The organism is Janthinobacterium sp. GW821-FHT03C10 (assembly GCF_059420865.1).
On record NZ_JBWKUN010000006.1, the window covers coordinates 360204 to 380740 of the forward strand.

20 protein-coding genes are annotated in these 20537 nt (G+C 65.2%); 15 read left to right on the forward strand and 5 right to left on the reverse strand.

From position 1 onward, the window contains the following. Positions 1–97 precede the first annotated feature (97 nt). The 8 genes from AC07VH_RS21390 (at position 98) to AC07VH_RS21425 (ending at position 8643) form a co-directional block, all read left to right on the forward strand. On the forward strand, positions 98–523 hold the full coding sequence (locus AC07VH_RS21390) for a DUF4259 domain-containing protein (protein WP_494789160.1): 426 nt from the start codon (positions 98–100) through the stop codon (positions 521–523). A 117-nt stretch (positions 524–640) separates the two neighbouring features. Further along, entirely contained in the window at positions 641–1519 is an 879-nt protein-coding gene (locus AC07VH_RS21395; protein ID WP_034746750.1) for a CorC family transporter, read from the forward strand. A gap of 16 nt (positions 1520–1535) precedes the next feature. Continuing rightward, positions 1536–3125 (forward strand): apolipoprotein N-acyltransferase, encoded by a 1590-nt coding sequence (gene lnt / locus AC07VH_RS21400; protein WP_494789161.1) that lies wholly within the window; start codon positions 1536–1538, stop codon positions 3123–3125. Positions 3126–3271: 146 nt separating this feature from the next. Next, positions 3272–4189: a glycine--tRNA ligase subunit alpha gene (glyQ, locus tag AC07VH_RS21405; protein WP_099376578.1), complete on the forward strand. Its 918-nt coding sequence runs from the start codon at positions 3272–3274 to the stop codon at positions 4187–4189. 39 nt (positions 4190–4228) lie between these two features. Further along, on the forward strand, positions 4229–6331 hold the full coding sequence (gene glyS / locus AC07VH_RS21410; RefSeq protein WP_494789162.1) for a glycine--tRNA ligase subunit beta: 2103 nt from the start codon (positions 4229–4231) through the stop codon (positions 6329–6331). Beyond that, on the forward strand, positions 6331–6918 hold the full coding sequence (gene gmhB / locus AC07VH_RS21415) for a D-glycero-beta-D-manno-heptose 1,7-bisphosphate 7-phosphatase (protein ID WP_494789163.1): 588 nt from the start codon (positions 6331–6333) through the stop codon (positions 6916–6918). Before glyS ends, gmhB begins: the two co-directional genes overlap by 1 nt. A 16-nt stretch (positions 6919–6934) precedes the next feature. Beyond that, positions 6935–7675 carry a lysophospholipid acyltransferase family protein gene (locus tag AC07VH_RS21420; RefSeq protein WP_034746739.1) on the forward strand — a complete coding sequence of 247 codons (741 nt, stop codon included), beginning with the start codon at positions 6935–6937 and terminating at the stop codon, positions 7673–7675. Positions 7676–7719: 44 nt separating this feature from the next. Further along, positions 7720–8643, forward strand: a complete 924-nt coding sequence (locus AC07VH_RS21425; protein ID WP_489629820.1) for a M48 family metallopeptidase — start codon at positions 7720–7722, stop codon at positions 8641–8643. Positions 8644–8776: 133 nt separating this feature from the next. On the opposite strand, the gene waaA is transcribed toward AC07VH_RS21425, so the two are convergent. The 4 genes from waaA to AC07VH_RS21445 form a co-directional block, all read right to left on the reverse strand. Then, entirely contained in the window at positions 8777–10051 is a 1275-nt protein-coding gene (gene waaA / locus AC07VH_RS21430; protein ID WP_494789164.1) for a lipid IV(A) 3-deoxy-D-manno-octulosonic acid transferase, read from the reverse strand. 18 nt (positions 10052–10069) lie between these two features. Continuing rightward, a complete protein-coding gene (waaC, locus tag AC07VH_RS21435) occupies positions 10070–11092 on the reverse strand; it encodes a lipopolysaccharide heptosyltransferase I (RefSeq protein ID WP_489629819.1) in 1023 nt (340 codons plus the stop codon). A gap of 4 nt (positions 11093–11096) precedes the next feature. Beyond that, positions 11097–12479, reverse strand: coding sequence for a phosphomannomutase/phosphoglucomutase (locus AC07VH_RS21440; RefSeq protein ID WP_475416128.1), 1383 nt, complete (start codon positions 12477–12479; stop codon positions 11097–11099). 115 nt (positions 12480–12594) lie between these two features. After that, on the reverse strand, positions 12595–12903 hold the full coding sequence (locus tag AC07VH_RS21445) for an H-NS histone family protein (RefSeq protein ID WP_475416127.1): 309 nt from the start codon (positions 12901–12903) through the stop codon (positions 12595–12597). 409 nt (positions 12904–13312) lie between these two features. On the opposite strand from AC07VH_RS21445, the gene AC07VH_RS21450 reads away from it, so the two are divergent. The 7 genes from AC07VH_RS21450 (at position 13313) to AC07VH_RS21480 (ending at position 19737) form a co-directional block, all read left to right on the forward strand. Beyond that, the gene (locus AC07VH_RS21450) at positions 13313–14152 is read left to right on the forward strand and encodes a symmetrical bis(5'-nucleosyl)-tetraphosphatase (protein ID WP_494789165.1); all 840 of its coding nucleotides are present in this window, start codon (positions 13313–13315) and stop codon (positions 14150–14152) included. An 87-nt stretch (positions 14153–14239) separates the two neighbouring features. Continuing rightward, positions 14240–15160 carry an AraC family transcriptional regulator gene (locus AC07VH_RS21455; RefSeq protein WP_494789166.1) on the forward strand — a complete coding sequence of 307 codons (921 nt, stop codon included), beginning with the start codon at positions 14240–14242 and terminating at the stop codon, positions 15158–15160. A gap of 118 nt (positions 15161–15278) precedes the next feature. After that, positions 15279–15833, forward strand: coding sequence for a carboxymuconolactone decarboxylase family protein (locus AC07VH_RS21460; protein WP_494789167.1), 555 nt, complete (start codon positions 15279–15281; stop codon positions 15831–15833). A gap of 1 nt (position 15834) precedes the next feature. Continuing rightward, positions 15835–16917 carry an acyl-CoA dehydrogenase family protein gene (locus AC07VH_RS21465; protein WP_494789168.1) on the forward strand — a complete coding sequence of 361 codons (1083 nt, stop codon included), beginning with the start codon at positions 15835–15837 and terminating at the stop codon, positions 16915–16917. Then, complete coding sequence (locus AC07VH_RS21470; protein ID WP_494789169.1) at positions 16914–17708, forward strand: ABC transporter ATP-binding protein; 795 nt, start codon at positions 16914–16916, stop codon at positions 17706–17708. The genes AC07VH_RS21465 and AC07VH_RS21470 overlap by 4 nt, the downstream gene beginning before the upstream one ends. Before the next feature lie 17 nt (positions 17709–17725). After that, the gene (locus tag AC07VH_RS21475) at positions 17726–18970 is read left to right on the forward strand and encodes an ABC transporter substrate-binding protein (protein ID WP_475416121.1); all 1245 of its coding nucleotides are present in this window, start codon (positions 17726–17728) and stop codon (positions 18968–18970) included. A gap of 2 nt (positions 18971–18972) precedes the next feature. After that, on the forward strand, positions 18973–19737 hold the full coding sequence (locus tag AC07VH_RS21480; protein ID WP_489629814.1) for an ABC transporter permease: 765 nt from the start codon (positions 18973–18975) through the stop codon (positions 19735–19737). Here the strand turns inward: AC07VH_RS21480 and AC07VH_RS21485 are convergent. Beyond that, entirely contained in the window at positions 19734–20480 is a 747-nt protein-coding gene (locus AC07VH_RS21485; RefSeq protein WP_489629813.1) for a lysophospholipid acyltransferase family protein, read from the reverse strand. The two genes, AC07VH_RS21480 and AC07VH_RS21485, sit on opposite strands and share 4 nt — an antisense overlap. Between the last annotated feature and the right edge of the window lie 57 nt (positions 20481–20537).

Below are 20537 nucleotides of genomic sequence, written 5' to 3' on the forward strand. Positions count from 1 at the left end.
ACAACATCCGTCAACGTAACCGGAGCACCACAGTGTCAGATTACGCTGCGCTAATCTGACCTACGTACAAATAGCGCCAACGCACACACAAGGACACATGATGGGCACCTGGGCCACTGACGCCTTCGGCAACGACTACGCCATGGATTGGGCGCAGGACTTGCACGAATATAAAACACTGGAACTGGTCGAGACGACGCTCGACAACGTGATCGACAGCCAGGAAGCGGAGCTGGCAGCGCCGTTCGCCGCCGAGGCGCTGGCCGCGCTGGAAGTCATCGCGCGCCTCTTGGGCCAGCCCGGCGAGGACGACCCGGCCACGTTGGACGTGGACGAATGGGTGGCCGCCTGCAAGAAGAAGGTCACGCCGCCGCTGCTGGAAAAGGCCCGCCAGGCCTTCGACAAGATCGGCGCGGAAACGTCGGAACTGCGCCAGCTGTGGCAGGACAGCGAGCATTTCGCCGACTGGCAAGCCGACGTGGCAGCCTTGCGCGCGCGCGTGCTAGGCCCGGAAGCGGCGTAAAAGATCGCGCAACGGCGCACTTCAACGTATTAAATTTACATCAAAAGCGGGGAAATCCGGTATTCCCCCGCTTTTGGTGTATCCTATATCCCTTCGCAACAACGGCTCACGCCTCCTATGCCCGAGCACCCTAGTGGCGTCAGAACTGACGTCAAGCCCCACCGGTCACTGTTTGAACGCCTGACCGCACTCATTTCCCCCGAGCCAGAGAACCGTGCAGAATTGCTCGAAGTTCTACACGATGCGCATGAACGCAAGCTGATCGACGCCGACGCCCTGTCGATGATCGAAGGCGTGTTCCAGGTGTCGGATCTCTGTGCGCGCGACATCATGATTCCCCGCTCGCAAATGGATGTCATCGACATCAGCAAGCCGATCGAGGAATGGATGCCGGAAGTCCTGTCCACCGCCCACTCGCGCTTCCCCGCGATCGAAGGCGAGCGCGACAAGGTCATCGGCATCCTGCTGGCGAAAGACTTGCTGCGTTATTACGCAGAAGAAACTTTCGACGTGCGCGACATGCTGCGCCCCGCCATCTTCATCCCCGAATCGAAACGCCTGAATGTGCTGCTGCGCGATTTCCGCGCCAACCACAATCACATGGCCATCGTCGTCGATGAATACAGCGGCGTCGCCGGCCTGATCACCATCGAAGACGTGCTGGAACAGATCGTCGGCGATATCGAGGACGAATACGACTTCGATGAAGCCGAGGACAATATCCTCTCGCTCAAGGAAGGCCAGTTCGGCCCCCGCTGGCGCGTCAAGGCGCTGACCGAGATCGAACAGTTCAACGAGGAAGTGGGCAGCCACCTGGTGGACGACGACGTCGACACCATCGGCGGCCTGGTCTCGAAGTACCTGGGCCGCATGGCGCACAAGGGCGACATCTTCGACCTGGGCAATCTGCGTTTCGAGGTGCTGCGCGCCGACGCGCGCCAGGTGCACGTGCTGCTCGTCGAGCGCCTGCCCAATGTGCCGGAACTGGAACTCTGACATGCGCGTGCTGTAAATGCGTTTCAGACGCGCCGACCCCAACGCCCCCGCCAAACCGCCCCGCAGCACCTGGGCGCGCATGCTGACTGCCGCCGTCGCCGGCGCCGTCGCCGTGCTGGCGTTCGCCCCTTTCGGTTACTGGCCATTGCAGATCCTCAGCCTGGGCGTGCTGTTCTACCAGGTGCTGCGCGCGGCGAACGTCAAGTCCGGCGCGCTGATCGGCTGGGCCTACGGCTTCGGCTGGTGCGCGGCCGGCACGCACTGGCTGTACATCTCCATGCACCGCTATGGCGACATGGCCGCGCCGCTGGCCGCCATCGCCGTGGCCCTGCTGGCCCTCTTGATGGCCATCTACGTGGCCCTGGCCATGAGCGCGGCCGCCTGGCTGCGCCAGCGCTGGGTGCTGTCCCTGCCCGCCATGACCTTGCTGGTGCTGCCTGCCACGTGGACCCTGTTCGAATGGACGCGCGGCTGGCTGTTTACGGGTTTCCCGTGGCTGGCCACGGGCTACGCCCACAATGCCAGCCCGCTGGGCGGCTTCGCCCCCATCGTCGGATCGTACGGCCTGGGCTGGCTGGCGGCGCTGTCCGCCGGCGCCCTGCTGCTGCTAATCCACCCCTTGCATCGCACACGCTGGAGCGCCCTGGGCGGCGTCATCGCCCTGTACGCGGCCGGCGTCGGCTTGCAATACGTGAACTGGACCCACCCGGTCGGGCGCCCCATCACCGTGCGCCTGTTGCAGGGGAACGTGCCGCAGCAGCAGAAATTCGACCCCGGCTTCGTGCTGGGCGCCCTGCAGATGTACCAGAGCGCCATCACCAGCGCGCCGGCCGACCTGATCGCCACGCCGGAAACGGCCGTCACCGTGCTGCCGCACCAGCTGCCGCCAGGCTATCTGGATAGCCTGGCGACGTATGCGCAGCAGACGGGCAGCACGATTTTGGTCGGCATGCCCGTGCTCGACGAGCAGCAGCGCTTCTACAATGCGGCTGTGGGCATCACGCCCAACGGCACGCCGGGACCGTACTACCAGTACCGCAAGCACCATCTGGTGCCGTTCGGCGAATTCGTGCCGCCCGGCCTGCACTGGTTCGTCGCCATGATGGCCATCCCGCTGGGCGACATGGGCCGCGGCGCCGAGGTGCAGGCGCCGCTGCAGGTACGCGACCAGCTGGTACTGCCGAATATCTGCTACGAAGATCTGTTTGGCGAGGAAATCGCCGGCCAGCTGGCCAGCGCCCACCGGCATGGCAAGCAGTCGGCCTCCGTGCTGCTGAATATCTCGAACCTGGCCTGGTTCGGCGACTCGATCGCCATCCCCCAGCATCTGCAGATTTCGCAGATGCGCAGCCTGGAAACGGGCCGCCCCATGCTGCGCTCGACGAACACGGGCGCCACGGCCGTCATCGACGGCAAGGGCGTCGTGCAAAGCCTGCTGCCGCCGGAACAGCAAGCCACCCTGGCGGCCAAGGTGCAGGGCATGGGCGGCATGACGCCATACATTCTGTACGGCAACAAACTGGTGCTGGCCCTGGCCGCGCTGGCCCTGCTGACGGCCTTCCTGCTGTCGCGCGCCGCGCGCCGTGCCCGCGTCGCGCAGCAATAAGCGGCCGATATTGCCCGAAGAGTCACAGTGGGCCCGTAAAAACCGCTAAAATTAGCAAAACCCCGGCCCGGACGCGCTTGTTAGCAGCGTGCGGGCTTCAAGCAAACCTTAACAAAGCGCAGCCTCCCGCGCGGCGAACTCATACGATGCTCACATTTCAACAAATTATCCTGACCTTGCAAACCTATTGGGACAAGCAAGGTTGCGCCCTGCTCCAGCCTTACGACATGGAAGTCGGCGCCGGCACCTTCCACACCGGCACCTTCCTGCGCGCGATCGGCCCGGAACCGTGGCGAGCCGCGTATGTGCAGCCGTCGCGCCGCCCGAAAGATGGCCGCTATGGCGAAAACCCGAACCGCATGCAGCACTACTACCAGTACCAGGTGGTCTTGAAACCGGCGCCGGAAAACATCCTCGACCTGTATCTGGGTTCGCTGGCCGCGCTGGGCCTGGACTTGAAGCAGAATGACGTGCGCTTCGTCGAAGACGACTGGGAAAGCCCGACCCTGGGCGCCTGGGGCCTGGGCTGGGAAGTCTGGCTGAACGGCATGGAAGTGACCCAATTTACCTACTTCCAGCAAGTGGGCGGCCTCGATTGCAAGCCCGTGCTGGGCGAGATCACCTACGGCATCGAACGCCTGGCCATGTATCTGCAGGGCGTGGAAAACGTGTACGACCTGGTGTGGACGGAGTGGGAAGAAAACGGTATTACGAAAAAACTGACCTACGGCGACGTCTTCCACCAGAACGAAGTGGAGCAATCGACCTACAACTTCGAGCACGCGAATACGGACCTGCTGTTCGAACAGTTCGGCAATTACGAAGCGGAAGCGAAGCGCCTGATCGAGCTGCAACTGACCCTGCCCGCCTACGAGAAAATCATGAAGGCCTCGCACAGTTTCAATATGCTGGACGCGCGCGGCGCCATCTCGGTAACGGAACGCGCCGCCTATATCGGCCGCGTGCGCACCCTGTCGCGCCTGGTGGCGCAAGCCTATTACGACTCGCGCGAACGCCTCGGTTTCCCGATGCTGCCCGCCGCAGACCAACCCGCCGCCGCTTGATCGCCTAGCTCATACACCGCCGTACCAGACAAGAACACCATGAACCAAACACTGCTCATCGAACTGCTGACCGAAGAACTGCCGCCGAAAGCGCTGGCCAAACTGGGCGCCGCCTTCACGGCCGGCATCGTCAACGGCCTGAAAGCGCGCGACTTCCTGGAAGCCGACAGCGTCGCCACCAGCTACGCCTCGCCGCGCCGGCTGGCCGTCTCCATCACCAACGTGCGCGAAGTCTCGCCCGATAAATCGATCCGCGAAAAAGTCCTGCCCGTCTCCGTGGCGCTGGACGCGAACGGCAACGGCACGCCGCCGCTGGCCAAGAAACTGGCCGCGCTGGGCTTCCCCGAGCTGACGGTGGCCGAGCTGGAACGCGCCGCCGACGGCAAGGCGGACAGCTTCTTCTACACCTACACGGCGCCCGGCAGCCAGCTCGCCACGGGCGCGCAGGCCGCCTTGACCGAATCCTGCGCCAAGCTGCCGATTCCAAAACTGATGAGCTATCAGCGCCCGGACGGCACCACCGTGCAATTCGTGCGCCCGGCCCACAGCCTGATCGCCCTGCACGGCATCAATATCCTGCCCCTGACCCTGCTGGGCTTGAGCGCCGGCCGCACCACCCTGGGCCACCGTTTCCTCACCGACGGCGAACCGATCACCATCGCGCACGCGGAAAACTATGCGCCGTCGCTGATCCTCAACGCCAGCGTCATCGCCAGCAACGAGGAGCGCAAGGAGCGCATCCGCGCCCAGCTGCTGGACAAGGCCGGCGCCGACCAGGTGCTGATGCCCGAAGCGCTGCTCGACGAAGTCACGGCCCTGGTCGAATGGCCGGTCGTGTATGAGTGCCACTTCGAGGAAGAATTCCTGGCCGTGCCGCAGGAATGCCTGATCCTCACCATGCAGACGAACCAGAAATATTTTGCGCTGACGGACAGCGAAGGCAAGCTGCGCTCGCGCTTCCTGATCGTCTCGAACATCGAAACGGACACGCCCGAGCACATCATCGGCGGCAACGAGCGCGTCGTGCGCCCGCGCCTGTCCGACGCCAAGTTCTTCTTCGAGCAGGACAAGAAGAAGACCCTCGCATCGCGCCTGCCGCTGCTGGCCAACGTCGTCTACCACAACAAGCTGGGCACGCAAGCGGCGCGCACAGAGCGCGTCAAGTCGCTGGCTGGCGCCATCGCCGCCAAATTGAATTACGACGTGGCCCTGGCCGAACGGGGCGCCCTGCTGGCCAAGGCCGATCTGCTGACCGACATGGTGGGCGAATTCCCCGAACTGCAAGGCATCATGGGCACGTACTACGCGCGCCATGACGGCGAACCGGAAGAAGTGGCGCTGGCCGCCTCCGAACACTACCAGCCGCGCTTTGCCGGCGACAGCCTGCCGTCCACCGCCACCGGCACCGCCGTGGCCCTGGCCGACAAGCTCGAAACCCTGGTCGGCATCTGGGCCATCGGCCTGGCGCCCACGGGCGACAAGGACCCGTTCGCGCTGCGCCGCCACGCCCTGGGCGTGCTGCGCATGCTGCTGGAAAAACGCCTGCCCTTGTCGATCCAGGGCTTGCTGGGCGATGCCGCCGCGCAGTTCGCAGCCGTGCCAGGCTTCAAGGACCCGGTCGCGGATGTGACCACCTTCATGCTGGACCGCCTGCGCGGCATCCTGCGCGAGCGCGGTTTCTCGCCGAATGAAATCGAAGCCGTCGTGGCGCAGAATCCCGACCGCCTGGACGACATCGTGCAGCGCCTGGAAGCCGTGCAGGCGTTTGCCGCGCTGCCGGAAAGCGCCTCGCTGGCAGCCGCCAACAAGCGCATCACGAACATCCTGAAAAAGAACGAGGAAGCCGTGAGCCAGGTCGCCGCCGGCGGCGTCAACGTGGCGCTGCTGCAGGACGAGGCGGAGAAAAAACTCGCCGCCGCCGTCTCTCGCGTGCAGCCGGAAGTCGACGCAGCCTTCGCAAAGGGCGATTTCACCAGCACCCTGCAAACCCTGGCGCAGCTGCGCGACGACGTCGACGGCTTCTTCAACGACGTGATGGTAATGGCCGAGGATGTCGCCCTGCGCAACAACCGCCTGGCCTTGCTGTCGTCCTTGCACGGCATGATGAACCGCGTGGCCGACATTTCCAAGCTGGCGGCATAATGGGGACTCCGGCGCTGAAACTGATTATTCTCGACCGCGACGGCGTCATTAATCATGACTCGCCGGACTTCATCAAGTCGCCGGCCGAATGGCTGCCGATTCCCGGCTCGCTCGAAGCGATCGCCCGCCTGAACCAGGCCGGCTATCGCGTCGTCGTCGCCTCGAACCAGTCGGGCATCGCGCGCGAATACTTCGACATGACGGTATTGAACGCGATCCACCAGAAGATGCACACGCTGGCGCAGCAGGTGGGCGCCGATATCGACGCCATCTTCTTTTGCCCGCACGCGGGCGCGGACAATTGCGACTGCCGCAAGCCGAAACCGGGCATGTTCCATGAAATCTCGCAGCGCTACAACACCAGCCTGAAAGGCGTGCCCACCGTCGGCGATTCGCTGCGCGACCTGCAGGCCGGCTTCATCAGCGGCTGCGTGCCCTACCTGGTCTTGACGGGCAAGGGCGAAAAGACCAACGACACGGGTGGCCTGCCGCCTGGCACCCAGGTCTTCCCGGACCTGGGCGCCGTCGTCAGCCACCTGCTCAAGGCGCCAGCGGCACCAGCGCCCACCGTGGCATTCAGTATCTAATCTTCGGAGAACCGCATTGCGTAATATTTCCCTGTTCCTGCGATCCCTGCTGTTCATGATCATCATGATCGTGGCCACCATCGTCTGGGCCTGCGTGTGCTTTTTTGCCGCGCCATTGAGCTACAACAAGCGCTATTGGGTCACCTCGCGCTGGAACGTGTTTATCCTGTGGTGTGCCAAGGTTATTTGCGGCATCCGCTATGAAGTCAAGGGCGCCGAGAACTTCCCCGACGCGCCGGCCATCGTGCTGTCGAAGCACCAGTCGGCATGGGAAACCATCTTCTTGCTGCCTAGCCTGCCCCGTCCGCTGGTATATGTGTTCAAGAAGGAGATCCTGTACATTCCCTTCTTCGGCTGGGCCATGGCGCTGCTGCGCATGATCCCCATCGACCGCAAACAGGGCAAGCATGCGTTCAAGAGCGTGGTCGCGCATGGCAAGCGCCGCCTGGCCGACGGCCAATGGATTATCATGTTCCCTGAAGGCACCCGCATTCCCGTGGGCCAGGCGGGCAAGTACAAGAGCGGCGGCACGCGTCTGGCCATCGCCACGGGCGCCGTGGTGGTGCCGATTGCGCACAATTCAGGCGAGTGCTGGCCCAAGCAGTCATTCCTCAAACGCCCGGGGCTGATCACCGTCTCGATAGGCAAACCGATTTCGCCGGAAGGGCAAACCCCGGACAGCATGATGCAACAGGTGGAAAATTGGATAGAATCAGAAATGCGCGTCATTTCGCCTCACGCCTACAACGCTGGCTAGACGGCATCAGCGCGGTCATCCAGGAGCCGACACTGCGCCAGCAGATGAAGACCATCAAGGTCGGCGACCAGCAACTGGATTTGTTCGCGCATGACGTCTCGACCAGCACGCCCCCGGCGGTGCGCTCCACGGCACCGCCAGCGCCGCCCGTGGCGCCACCGGTAGTGGCGCCCGCGCCGCCCATCGTTCGCCCCGCTCCGCCTCCCCTGCCTTCCCCGCCACGCTCCGCCGATGGCCCGCCGCTGCGCCAGCTGCAGCTGGGCAGCCACCTCGTCGAATTCGCCCTGCGCCGCTCCACGCGCCGTTCCATCGGCTTCATGATCGACGATAACGGCTTGCGCGTGACGGCGCCCAAGCGCGTCACCCTGGCCGAAATCGACAACGCCATCCGCGCCAAGCAAGGCTGGATCGTCTCGAAGCTGCTGGAACGGGGCGAGCGCAAGGTGCAGCGCCAGCAGCGCCCGCCCGTGGCATGGGTCGATGGCGCCGTGCTGCCCTACCTCGGTGGCGAGATCACCTTGCGGCTGCACCAGGCGCCGCGCCACCGCGCCAGCTTCCAGCGCGAGACGAATGAACTGCACGTGTGGGTCACGCCCACGGGCAGCGAGCAGCAATTGAAGGAAAAAGTGAAGGGCTGGTTCCAGCACGAGGCGCGCCAGCTGTTCGAGGCGCGCCTGGACCTGTATGCGGACAAGCTGGGCGTGCGCTACGATTCGCTGTCGCTCTCGTCGGCCGGAACGCGCTGGGGCAGCTGCACCATCGAGCGCAAGATCCGCCTGAACTGGCGCCTGATCCACTTCGCCCTGCCGCTGATCGATTACGTCGTGGCGCACGAACTGTCGCACCTGCTGGAAATGAACCACAGCCCCCGCTTCTGGGCCACCGTGGAATCGATCTATCCCGATTACGACGGCGCCAAGCAGGCGCTCAGGAAACGCTCGCAGGAGCTGCCGGTGTTGTTCGCGTAAACAATATTGTTGGCCGCGACTGTCGGATTACGCGCCCTGCGCTAATCCGACCTACCTTCATCATGGCAGCAGTCGCGTAGTTCGGATTAGCGCGCTAGCGCGTAATCCGACAACATTATTGGCCGCGCCGCCGTCACCGCAACAGCGGTTGAATCGCCGCGATGGTGCGCGGCGTGGCGCCCCGGTGCTGGCTGGCGAACGCCAGCGCCTTTTGCCCCATCGACGATAACCGCGCGGGATCCTGCAGCAGCGCCGACGCCTGCGCCATCAGCGCGTCGGCGTCCGCCACCAGCGCGGCACCGCCAGCGGCAATCGCCTGCTCGGTGACCAGCGCGAAATTGAAGGTGTGCGGGCCGATCAGCACGGGCTTGCCCAGCGCCGCCGGTTCGATCAGGTTTTGCCCGCCCAGCGGCAGCAGGCTGCCGCCGACGAACGCGCAATCGCAGGCCGCGTAATATGCAAACATCTCGCCCATCGAGTCGCCCAGCAGCACCTGCGTGCCCGCCGCAATGGTATCGTCCTGCGCCAGGCCCGACCTGCGCTGCACGGCCAGACCCTGCGCCGCGATCAGTTTTTCCACCTCGTCGAAGCGCTGCGGATGGCGCGGCACGATCAACAGCAGCGCATTTTCCGGCAGGTTGGCGCGGGTAAAGGCATCGAGGATCAGCGGCTCCTCGCCTTCGCGCGTGCTGGCGCACAGCAGCACGGGACGCGCACCGATGGCCGCGCGCAGCGCCGCCCCCGTCGCCAGGGCCGCCCCGGGCACGACGACGTCGAACTTGATGCTGCCCGTGACGACCACGTCCCGCACGCCCAGCTGACGCACGCGATCGGCGTCGTCCTGCGTCTGCGCCGCCACCAGACTGATGCCGCGCGCCGCGTCGGCAATGAGCTTGCCAAGGCGCTGCGCCTTGCCCAGCGAACGCTGCGACAAGCGCGCATTGGCCAGCACCACGGGCACTTTGTAGCGATTGCATTGGTGGATCAGATTCGGCCACACTTCCGTCTCCATCAGGATGCAGATGCGCGGCGTAAAGTGGCGGATGAAACGGGCCGGCATGGCGCCCGTGTCGTACGGCAGATAGCTTTGCACCAGGCGCGCGCCGTGTTTGGCGAACAGCGACTTGCCCGTGGCGCGCCCCGTCGGCGTCATGTGCGTGAGGACGATGCGGCACGCGGGCCAGGCCGCCAGCAGCGCATCGATCAGCGGCTCGGCCGCGCGCGTCTCGCCGACGGAGACGGCGTGCAGCCAGATGGTGTCCGCAGCAGGTGCCGGCTGGCGGCCGTAAAAGCCCAGGCGTTCGGCCCAGTGCTGGCGATAGCCGGGTTCCTGGCGGCCGCGCAGCCACAGCCGCGCCAGCACCAGGGGCAAGGCCAGCCACCAGGCGAGGGTATAAAGAAGTCGCATGATTGTTTGATGTTAAAGTCAGGCGGGAGGATAGTCGGCCAGCAGGCGCCGCGCCGCGGCCAGCACTTCGGGCACGCCGGGCGGCGCGCCCTTGTCGCCCAGGTTGATGATTTTCGGCGACCAGTTGCCTTCCGTTTTCCACAGCGGCGAATCGGCATAGATTTCCACCGTCGGGCGCACAAAGGCGGCCGCGATATGCGTCAGGCCCGTATCGACGCCGATCACCAGCGCCGCGTGGCGCGCCAGCAGGGTGGCGTCGCCCATCGACAATTTTGGCAGCACGCGGGCGTTCGGCAGGCCGTCCGCCAGCTGTTCGGCTTCCGCCTTTTCCTTGGGCGAGCCCCAGGGCAGCAAAATCGGCATGGGCGCGAGCGCGTGGCCCAGGGCGATCCAGTTTTCCGGCGCCCATTTCTTGGCGTCGCGCGCGGTACCGTGGAAATACACGCAGTAAGGAGCCTCGCCCATCCAGTCCGGGCGCGGTTCGCTGCCGGAGACTTCCGGCAAGCCGAAATCGGCCGGCGTGTCGGCCGTGTAGCCGAGCGCTGCGGCGGCCACCAGGCGGCCGCGCGCTACCGCATGCGTGCGCGGGTCGAGCGGAATGCTTTTGGTGTGGAACAGGCGTGAAATGCCTTCGTAGCCGGAGCCTTCGCTGCCATTGGCCAGGCCGACCTTCTGTCCGCCCGGCGCCAGGCGCGCGGCGCCCATGATGATGCCCGTCTTGAGCAAGCCCTGGGTATCGAACACATAATCGTAGCGCGTCTGGCGCAGGCTGCGGAAGAAGGCGGCGATTTCCGCGCGCGTCTCCTTCTTGCCCAGGCTCTTGCGCCAGCGCCGCAGCGCGAACGGGAAGATGGTATCCACGCGCGGGTTCAGGCGCACCAGACTGGTGTAGCCTTCCTCGACCACCCAGTCGATGGTCGCGTTCGGGAAATGGCGGGCGATGTCCGCCACCATCGGCAGGTTATGCAGCACGTCGCCCAGCGAAGATACCCGCACCAGCAGGATTTTCAAGGGCGCCTGTGCGTCAGATTGACCGGCCATGCTGTCAGAACGGCAGGACAGCGTCTGGCTTGGCGGCCAGGATCACGCTCTTGAACTGTCCCTGGATGCGCGCCAGGGCCGCCGGCGTTTCCGCTTCGAAGCGCATGACGATCACCGGCGTGGTGTTCGATGAACGGGCCAGGCCGAAACCGTCCGCGTATTCCACGCGCAGGCCGTCGATGGTGATGATCTGTTCATTGCCGGGGAAGACGGCGTCGCGGCGCAGCATGTCCATCAGCGCGACGTTCTCGCCCTCCTTCAGTTCCAGGTGCAGTTCCGGCGTGCTGTCGGACTGCGGCAGGGAATTCAACAGGGCCGAAGGATCGGCTTCGCGCGTGAGGATTTCCAGCAGGCGCGCGGCCGAATACAGGCCGTCGTCGAAACCGTACCAGCGGTCCTTGAAGAAGATATGGCCGCTCATTTCGCCGCCCAGCGGCGCACCCGTCTCGCGCAGCTTGGCTTTCACCAGCGAGTGGCCCGTCTTGTACATCAGCGGCACGCCGCCATGCTTGCTGATCCACGGCGCCAGGTGGCGCGTGCATTTCACGTCGTACAGGATCTGCGCGCCCGGATGGCGCGTCAGCACGTCGGCGGCGAACAGCATCATCTGGCGGTCAGGGTAGATGATCTGGCCATCCTTGGTGACCACACCCAGGCGGTCGCCGTCGCCGTCGAAGGCGATGCCGATTTCGGCATCCGTCTCAGCCAGGCAGCGGATCAGGTCCTGCAGGTTTTCCGGATGCGCGGGATCCGGATGGTGATTCGGGAAGTTGCCATCGACTTCGCAGAACAGTTCGATGACTTCGCAGCCCATGCCGCGGAACAGGTCGCCCGCGAACGCGCCGGCCACGCCATTGCCGCAGTCGACGGCGATCTTGATCGGGCGCGCCAGCTTGACGTCGCCCAGGATGCGCTCCAGGTAGGCCGTGCGGATATCATGCGTGGCGTAGCTGCCAGGCTTGGCGCTGGCGCTGCCGTCGTGCGCGACGATGCTGTGGTACAGCGCCTGGATCGCTTCGCCGTGGATGGCCTCGCCGGCCAGCACCATCTTGAAGCCGTTGTAGTCGGGCGGATTATGGCTGCCCGTGACCATGATGCCGGAGCGCGTGTCGAGCACATTCGTGCCGAAATAGACCATCGGCGTGGCCACCACGCCCAGGTCGATCACGTCGACGCCTGCCGCTTGCAAGCCCTGCGCCAGCGCCGCCGTCAATTCCGGTCCCGACAGGCGGCCATCGCGGCCGATCACCACCCGCTGCTCGCCCTTGGCCAGGGCGGCCTGGCCAAATGCCTGACCGATCTTGTGGGCCACGCTGGCATCGAGGGTTTTGGCGATGATGCCGCGAATATCGTAGGCCTTGAAGATCGTTCTGGACAATGGAAGCATGGTGTGGGCGGTATCTAAAAGAAGAAATAAGGGTCTAAATAAGGGGGTAAATAAGGTACCAGGCAAGGTGCGGCGCGCGGCTGCCGCCTTGCTGCTGCGCCAAGAGTATACCGAATTATACGCGCAGCAGATCGATCGACTTGCCCGATTCCACCCACTGCCTGACCCACAGCGGCTGGCGGCCACGGCCTGTCCATTGCTCGTTCGCGTTGTCAGGATGGCGGTAACGCACCGCGACTTTGCCCGTGCGCGGGTGCAAGCCATCGAGTATCAGCTGTTTCAGCGGAATGCCCGCCTGCTGCGCGATGGCCATGATCTGTTCGCGCGCCTTGTTCAAGTCTTCGCGCTCGCGGCTGTTCAATTCCTGCTTGACGTTATCTTCCAGTTTGCGCAATTCCAGCATCGTCATTGTCGACAGATCCATTGGTACATCCTTTATATTAATTTAAATAATAAAATCACGTGGAATATACTACATTGCATAAACCTCCGCGCGCCATTGCATAATCGATCGCCAATTGAATCACGGCCATCGGTTTATTTAGCGGCCCAACATTAAGATTAAATGAAGAATATGCAGCAGGCACGCGTGAAAATTGAATAAACATGAATGAAATGGCATTCCCGCATGCCTGAGCGGCGTGCCGGCGGATAATGACCGATATCTGCCAGCGAGAAGTGCCGCCCAATTAAATTCCCATTCAGCATAACCGGCACCCGCATTTTTCCCCGCCGGCCATACGCGCATTCAGGCCGCAGCCAGAAATGCCCCCAACGCCAAAGGGCAGGCATGCTTATAATGCAGGCGCGTAGTTCACTTCACCCCGGCACATATGAAAACTTACTTTATCGGCGATCTGCAAGGCTGCCATGCACAAACCGTCGAATTGATCGAGCGTATCCAGGCGGCGGCGGACGGCCCGTACCGCCTGCTGTTCGCGGGCGACTTGATCAATCGCGGCCCGGCCTCGCTGGCCACCCTGCGCCACGTACGTGCGCTGGCCCGGCAAGGCCTGGCCGACAGCGTCCTGGGCAACCATGACTTGCACTTGCTGGCCGTGGCCAACGGCATCCGGCCCGAGCACGCGTCCGACACCCTCGCGGAAATCCTCGATGCGCCCGACCGCGAGGAGTTGATCGACTGGCTGCGCCGGCGGCCGCTGGCACTGGAACACGACGGCCATGTGCTCGTGCATGCGGGCTTGCTGCCGCAATGGAGCGCGGCCCAGGCCCTGTCCCTGAGCGGGGAAGTATCGGCCATGCTGCGCAGCGACGGCTGGATGGCGTTCCTGCGTACCATGTACGGCAACGAGCCTGCCGCCTGGCGCGACGACCTGCAGGGCGCCGACCGGCTACGCTGCATCGTCAACGCCATGACGCGGCTGCGCTTTTGCACGCCGGACGGCGTGATGGACTTCAAGATGAAGGAAAGCGGCAGCCCGCCGCCAGGCTCCGGCCTGCTGCCGTGGTTCGACGTGCCGGGCCGGCGCAGCGCGGGCGACACCATCGTCTTCGGCCACTGGTCGGCGCTGGGATTGCAGTTGCGGCCACGCCTGATCGGCCTCGATAGCGGCTGCGTGTGGGGCGGAAAACTGTCGGCCGTGTGCCTGGAGGACCGCTCGCTGCTGCAAGTCGACTGCCCCACGTTCCAGCAGCACGGCGGCAAGCGGTAAGCCGCATCGCGCATATGCTTAGTCGAAATCGGTCGTTTGCCGTGCGGCGCGCCGCCCGTATGATGCAGCTTTTGCCATTGCGATCCCATGCATCCTGATACCGACAAGCTGGCGCGCTGGCTGCTCGGCAGCCTGGAACTCGACACCGCCGTCCTGCACGTGGGCCAGTACTGCGGCCGCTGGCGCGCTTCCACGGCGGGGCGGGAACTGGGCAGCTTCCACCTGGTGCTCGATGGCCACTGCTATTTGCACCTCGACGGCGCGGCGCCGATCGCGCTCGGCCCGCGCGACGGCATCTTCCTGCTGCGCGACTTGCCGCACTTTCTCAGTCCCCACAGCGATCCGCTGCAGGCGGTGAGCGCGCAAGCCATGCTGCCGCTGCAAACGCCCACGCAGCAGCCGGCGACGGCGCTGGCCTGCGGCTTCTTTCAATTTCGCGGCGCCCTCTCCGCGCTGATCGTCGACTCGTTTCCGCCGTATCTGCTGATACGCGGCGACGCGCCCGCCTTCAGCGCCGCCGCCGCGCTGTTCGACCTGATCCTGGCGGAGGCCGGCGGCGACCCGGAACAGCCGTCGCCGCTCATCGCGCGCCTGGTTGAACTGCTGTTCTTCTACCTGATCCGCCATGTGGCGCAGGGCGAGCAGGTGGCGGCCGGCCTGCTGTCGTTGCTGCACCAGCCCGCATTTTCCCCGCTGCTCGAACGCATGCTCGACGCCCCCGCCGACGACTGGTCAATCGAGAACATGGCCAAGGCGGCCTGCATGTCGCGCGCCAGCTTCTGCAAGCATTTCGCCAGCGCCAGCGGCCACTCGCCGGCCCAGTTCCTGCTCCTGCTGCGCATGAAGATCGCCGCGCGGCGGCTGCACGACGGCGTCTCCGTCGAACGCGCCGCCGAACTGGTGGGCTACCGCTCGCACGCCGCCTTTACACGGGCCTTCAAGCGGGTCACGGGCGAACAGCCGGGCGCCTACCGGCGCGACCAGCGATTGCGCCAGCTGGCCAGCTGAAATCAAGGATCACACATTCGCAGACGAACGAGCACAAAAGGACGACGCTGACGTCTGTTGCGTGAAGGTCATGGCCGATATAATGCCCGGGTGACTTACTAACTTAGCAAGGTACCCCATGTCCCGTCTGACGCTGCACACTCTCGATACCGCCCCGGCCGACAGCCGTCCCTTCGTGGAAAAGGCCATCGCCAACAATGGCTTCCTGCCCAACCTGATCGGCGTGCTGGCCAATGCCCCGCTGGCCCTGGAAACCTATCTGACCGTCTCCGGCATCAATGCGCGCGCCAGCCTGACCCTGATGGAGCGCGAAGTGGTGCAGATCACGGCCGCGCGCATCCATGGCTGCGATTTCTGCATCGCCGGCCATAGCGCCATCTCGCTGAAAAAAGCGGGCCAGACACCGGACACGGTGCGCGCCCTGCAGCACGGCCAGCCGACGGGCGATACGAAGCTCGACGCCGTCGCCGCCTTCGCCACGGCCGTCATCGCCGCGCGCGGCGCAGTCGCCGACAGCGACTATCAAGCCTTCCTGGCCGCCGGCTACAACGAGCAGCAGGCGCTCGAAGTTGTGCTGGGCATCAGCCTGGCCACCCTGTGCAATTTCTCCAACAGCCTGGCCGGCACGCCCGTCAATCCGCAATTGACGCCCTACCTGCCCGGCGCCGTCTGACATGGCGAACCTCACTCACTGGCTGCACATGCACGCCGACCAGCTCGACCAATCGCCGGAACTGGCTGAAACCGTTTTGCCGGCCCTCGCCGGCGACAAGCTGCTGGCCATCGGCGTGCCGCAGGAACACGGCGGCGCGGGCGGCGACGTGCGCGACGCCATCGAGGCCATCGCCAAGGTGGCCGAGCAATCGGTGACGGCGGCCTTTGTCTTCTGGGGCCAGCGCTGCTTCATCGAATTCCTGCTGCAAAGCGAGAACCGCGCGCTGGCCGAGCGCCGCTTGCCCGGCCTGCTGGCCGGCACGCAGGCAGGCGCCAGCGGTTTGTCGAACGCGATGAAATTCTTGTCCGGCATCGAACAGCTGCAAATCACGGGCGCGCGCCACGGCGACGGCTTGCTGGTCGACGGCGGCCTGGCCTGGGTGACCAACCTGCGCAAGGCGGGCTTTGTCGCGGCGGCCGCCGTGGCGCCCGACGACGGCGCGCCGCCCGTCATCGTCGCCTTCGACAGCGGCACGGCGGGCGTCAAGCGCAGCGACGACCTGGACCTGATCGCCCTGCGCGGCAGCAATACGGCTTCCGTCAAGCTGGCGCAGGTGCACATCCCCGCCGCGGACATCATCAGCGACAACGCGCCGGCCTGGCTACCGCAGGTGCGCCCATCGTTCCTCGGCATGCAGTGCGGCCTGTCGATCGGCCTGGCGCGCGCCAGCCTGGCGCAGGCGGCGCAAATCTCGGCCGGCTCGCGCAACCAGCTCACGCCGCGCATCGAAGCGCTGCAAGCGACCCTCGAAAGCGCCGTCGCTACCCTGCTGGCCGGCGTGCACGATGGCCGCTTCAAGACGCAGGCGCCGGCCATGTTCCGCTTGCGCATACAGCTGGCCGACGTGCTGCAGCAGGCGCTGATGCTGGAACTGCAAGCCATGGGCGGGCGCGCCTACCTGAACGCCGAGCAGCAGGGCTTTGCCCGCCGCTGGCGCGAATCGTCGTTCATCCCCATCGTCACCCCCAGCCTGACGCAGTTGCAATCGGCCTTGCAGCTGTTCGACAGCCAGCAGGCGGCCAAGGCGGGAGTATCGGCATGAGTGTAGCGGATTGGGCCTTGCAGGCGCAGGATCTGAGCTTTTCCTATGCGGGCGCCGCGCCCGTCTTCCAGCACGTCTCGCTGGGCGTGCGCAAGCGCGAGATCGTCTGCCTGCTGGGCGGCAGCGGCTGCGGCAAGTCAAGCCTGCTGCGCGTGCTGGCCGGCTTGCAGCCGCCATCGACGGGCGCCATTCAATTCCTGGACGCGCCCATGCGCGAACCGGATCCGCGCAGCGCCCTCGTCTTCCAGCAGGCGAGCCTTTTGCCCTGGCTGAACGTCACGGGCAACGTGGGCTTCGGCCTGGACTTCAAGCACCAGCCGCAGCTGACGCGCGCGGCGCACCAGGCGCGCGTGGCGCAAGCCATCGAAGCGGTGGGCCTGAAGGGCCGCGAAAAACTGTATCCATCCGCGCTGTCGGGCGGCATGGCGCAGCGCGTGGCGCTGGCCCGCGCGCTGGCGCGCGAACCGGAACTGCTGTTCGCCGACGAACCGTTTTCCGCGCTCGACGCCATCACCCGCGCCGAGATGCAGTCGCTGCTGGTCGACGTGGTGCACCGCTGGCACACGGCCGTGCTGCTGGTCACGCACGATATCGACGAAGCCATCCTCGTCGCCGACCGCATCCTGCTCATGGGCGGCAAGCCGGGCAACATCGTGCGCGAATGGCACGTCGCCATCGACCAGCCGCGCATCGGCCACAGCGCCGAGGTGATCGCCCTCAAGATGGACATTCTCGACGCCCTGCAGGCGCTGCAAAAGCAGGACCAGCAGCCGGCCCTCGCCCCACTATAACCAATCGGAACACTTTCATGTCCCTCCCAGAAAATAACAACCCCCTGCATATCTGCGCCTCGTCCGATTGCGACTGCGGCCTGACGCGGCGCGACTTCCTGCGCATGTCGGCCCTGGCCACGGCCAGCGTCGCCTCGCCGCTGCTGTTCGCCGGCGACGCCATGGCCCAGCAAGGCCCGAAAGGCGACGACCAGCCCGTCAAGATCGGCTACCTGCCCATCACCGACGCCACCCCGCTGCTCGTCGCGCACGCGCGCAAGCTGTTCGAGGCGGAAGGCTTGCAGGCGGAAACGCCGCGCCTGTTCCGCAGCTGGGCGCAGATCATCGAAGCCTTCGTGGCAGGCCAGGTCAACGTCATCCACCTGCTGTCGCCGGCCACCCTGTGGGTGCGCTACGGCGCCAAGTTCCCGGCCAAGGTCGTCGCCTGGAACCACGTCAACGGCTCCGCGCTGACGGTGGCCAACGAGATCAACAAGGTCTCCGACCTGGGCGGACGCACGGTCGCCATCCCGTTCTGGTACTCGATCCACAACATCCTGCTGCAGCAAATCCTGTCCTCGAATGGCCTGACGCCCGTCACGCGCGCGCGCAACGCGGCCATCAAGCCGAATGAAGTCAACCTGATCGTGCTGGCGCCGGCCGAAATGGTCTCGGCCCTGGCCAGCAAGTCGATTGCCGGCTACATCGTGGCAGAACCATTCAATGCGGCGGCGGAAAACGCCGGCATCGGCAAGATCCTGCGCTTCTCGGGCGACGTGTGGAAAAATCATGCGTGCTGCGTCACCTTCCTGTCCGAGCGCGACATCAACACGCGTCCGGAATGGGCGCAAAAGGTCACCAACGCCATCGTCAAGGCGCAGCTGTGGACACGCACGAACCAGGTCGACACGGCCAAGCTGCTGTCGAACGTGGGCGAGCACCGCTACACGCCGCATCCGCTGCAGGTGCTGACCAAGGTGCTGGCCACCACCGATTACGCCGGCTATGAAAAGCAGGGCCTGATCGTGCACAAGAACTGGCAGCAGCGCCGCATCGACTTCCAGCCGTATCCGTTTGCCTCGTACACGGAAGAACTGGTGCGCGCCATCGGCCGCACCAAGGTCGAAGGCGATACGCGCTTCCTGGCCAATCTCGATCCGAAGTTCGCCGCGCGCGACCTGGTCGATGACCGCTTCGTGCGCAAGGCCATCACGGCAGTCGGCGGCCCGGCCGCCTTCGGCTTGCCGGCCAACCTGCTGCGCAGCGAAACCGTGGCGGTCTGACGATGGCAAGCAAGTTGTTGACGAAGTTCGGCCTGCCCCTGGTGGGGCTGGCCTGTGCCTTGCTGTTGTGGTCCGTGGGCGTGACGGCGCTGGAGAAATCCACGCCGATCGCCACCGCCTTTGCGCCCTTGCCCACGGCGCTGGCGTTCAAGGAGATGCTGGGCGGTTCGGATATCTGGCTGCACGTGGTATTGAGCCTGCAAAGGGTGGCCGTTGGCCTGGGACTGGCGATCGTCATCGGCGTGCCGCTGGGCGTGCTGGTGGCCATGTCGAAAAGCTTTTCCGGCGCGGCCATGCCGCTGTTCCAGCTGCTGCGCATGATTTCGCCGCTGTCCTGGATGCCGATCGCCGTGATGGTGCTGGGGGTGGGCGACGCGCCCGTATACTTCCTGCTGGCGTTTGCGGCCGTCTGGTCCATCCTGCTCAATACGGCGGCCGGCGTGGCGCGGCTCGATCCGAACTGGCTGCTGCTGGCGCGCAGCCTGTCGGCCACGCGCAGCGAAATCGTCTTCAAGGTGATTTTGCCGGGCATCACGGCCGATATCCTGACGGGCGTGCGCCTGGCCATCGGCATCATCTGGATCGTGCTGGTGCCGGCGGAAATGCTGGGCGTGTCGGCCGGCCTCGGCTACTTCATCCTCGACACGCGCGACCGCCTCGCGTATTCGGAACTGATGGCCGCCATCGTGCTGATCGGGATGTTAGGTTTTATCCTCGACTACCTGGCCCGCGCCGCGCATGCGCGCTGGCTGCACGTCAAGAACTAGGCCGCCTTTTCCAGCGGCAGCGCAGCGGCCACCGCCGCCTGCGTTGCCGCCGCCAGTTCGCGGCGGTGCGCGTCGGCCGTCGCCACTGGCGCCAGGCAGGTCAGGCGCGCCGTGATCGGCGGGCCGCTCAGGATCGCCACCATGCTTTGCGCAAAGCTCATGTCGCCGATGAAGTCGACGGCGTGGTGCAGCGCCCCCTTGTCATCCACATACACGAGCGCGAACGGCTGCACCGGCACCTGCGCATCGATGGCCGCCTCGAACAGGTTGGCGTGAAACGGCAGGATCTGCCCTTGCGCGGCGGTCGTGCCTTCGGGGAAAAACGCAATGCGTTCGCCCGCCGTCAATTTATCCACCAGACCCTGGAAGATCAGACGCAGGTCGCGCTTGCTGCCGCGCGAAATGAAGATGGTGCCGGCGCGCCCCGCCAGCCAGCCCAGGATCGGCCAGGCGCGGATTTCCGCCTTGGCGACGAAACGGCAGGGGTGGACGGCATTGATGACGAAGATGTCGAGCCACGAGACGTGGTTCGCCACCACCATCGCATGGTCGAGTGCCGGCACGCTGTCTGCCGGCTGCGCCACGTGCACGCCGCAGATGTCGAGCAGCTGCGTCGACCAGCGGCGGATGCGCCGGTTGCGCCCTTCCAGGTCCAGCCAGGGAAAGAGCACGGCGCTCTTGGCCATGCCGCAGCTCAGGTGAATGGCGATGCGCGCGAGGCGGTAGGTAAGCAGAAGTTTCAAATGACACCAAGGTTGGAAGCAAAGCCATGCAGCCGCGTAGGTCGGCTTGGCAGCGTC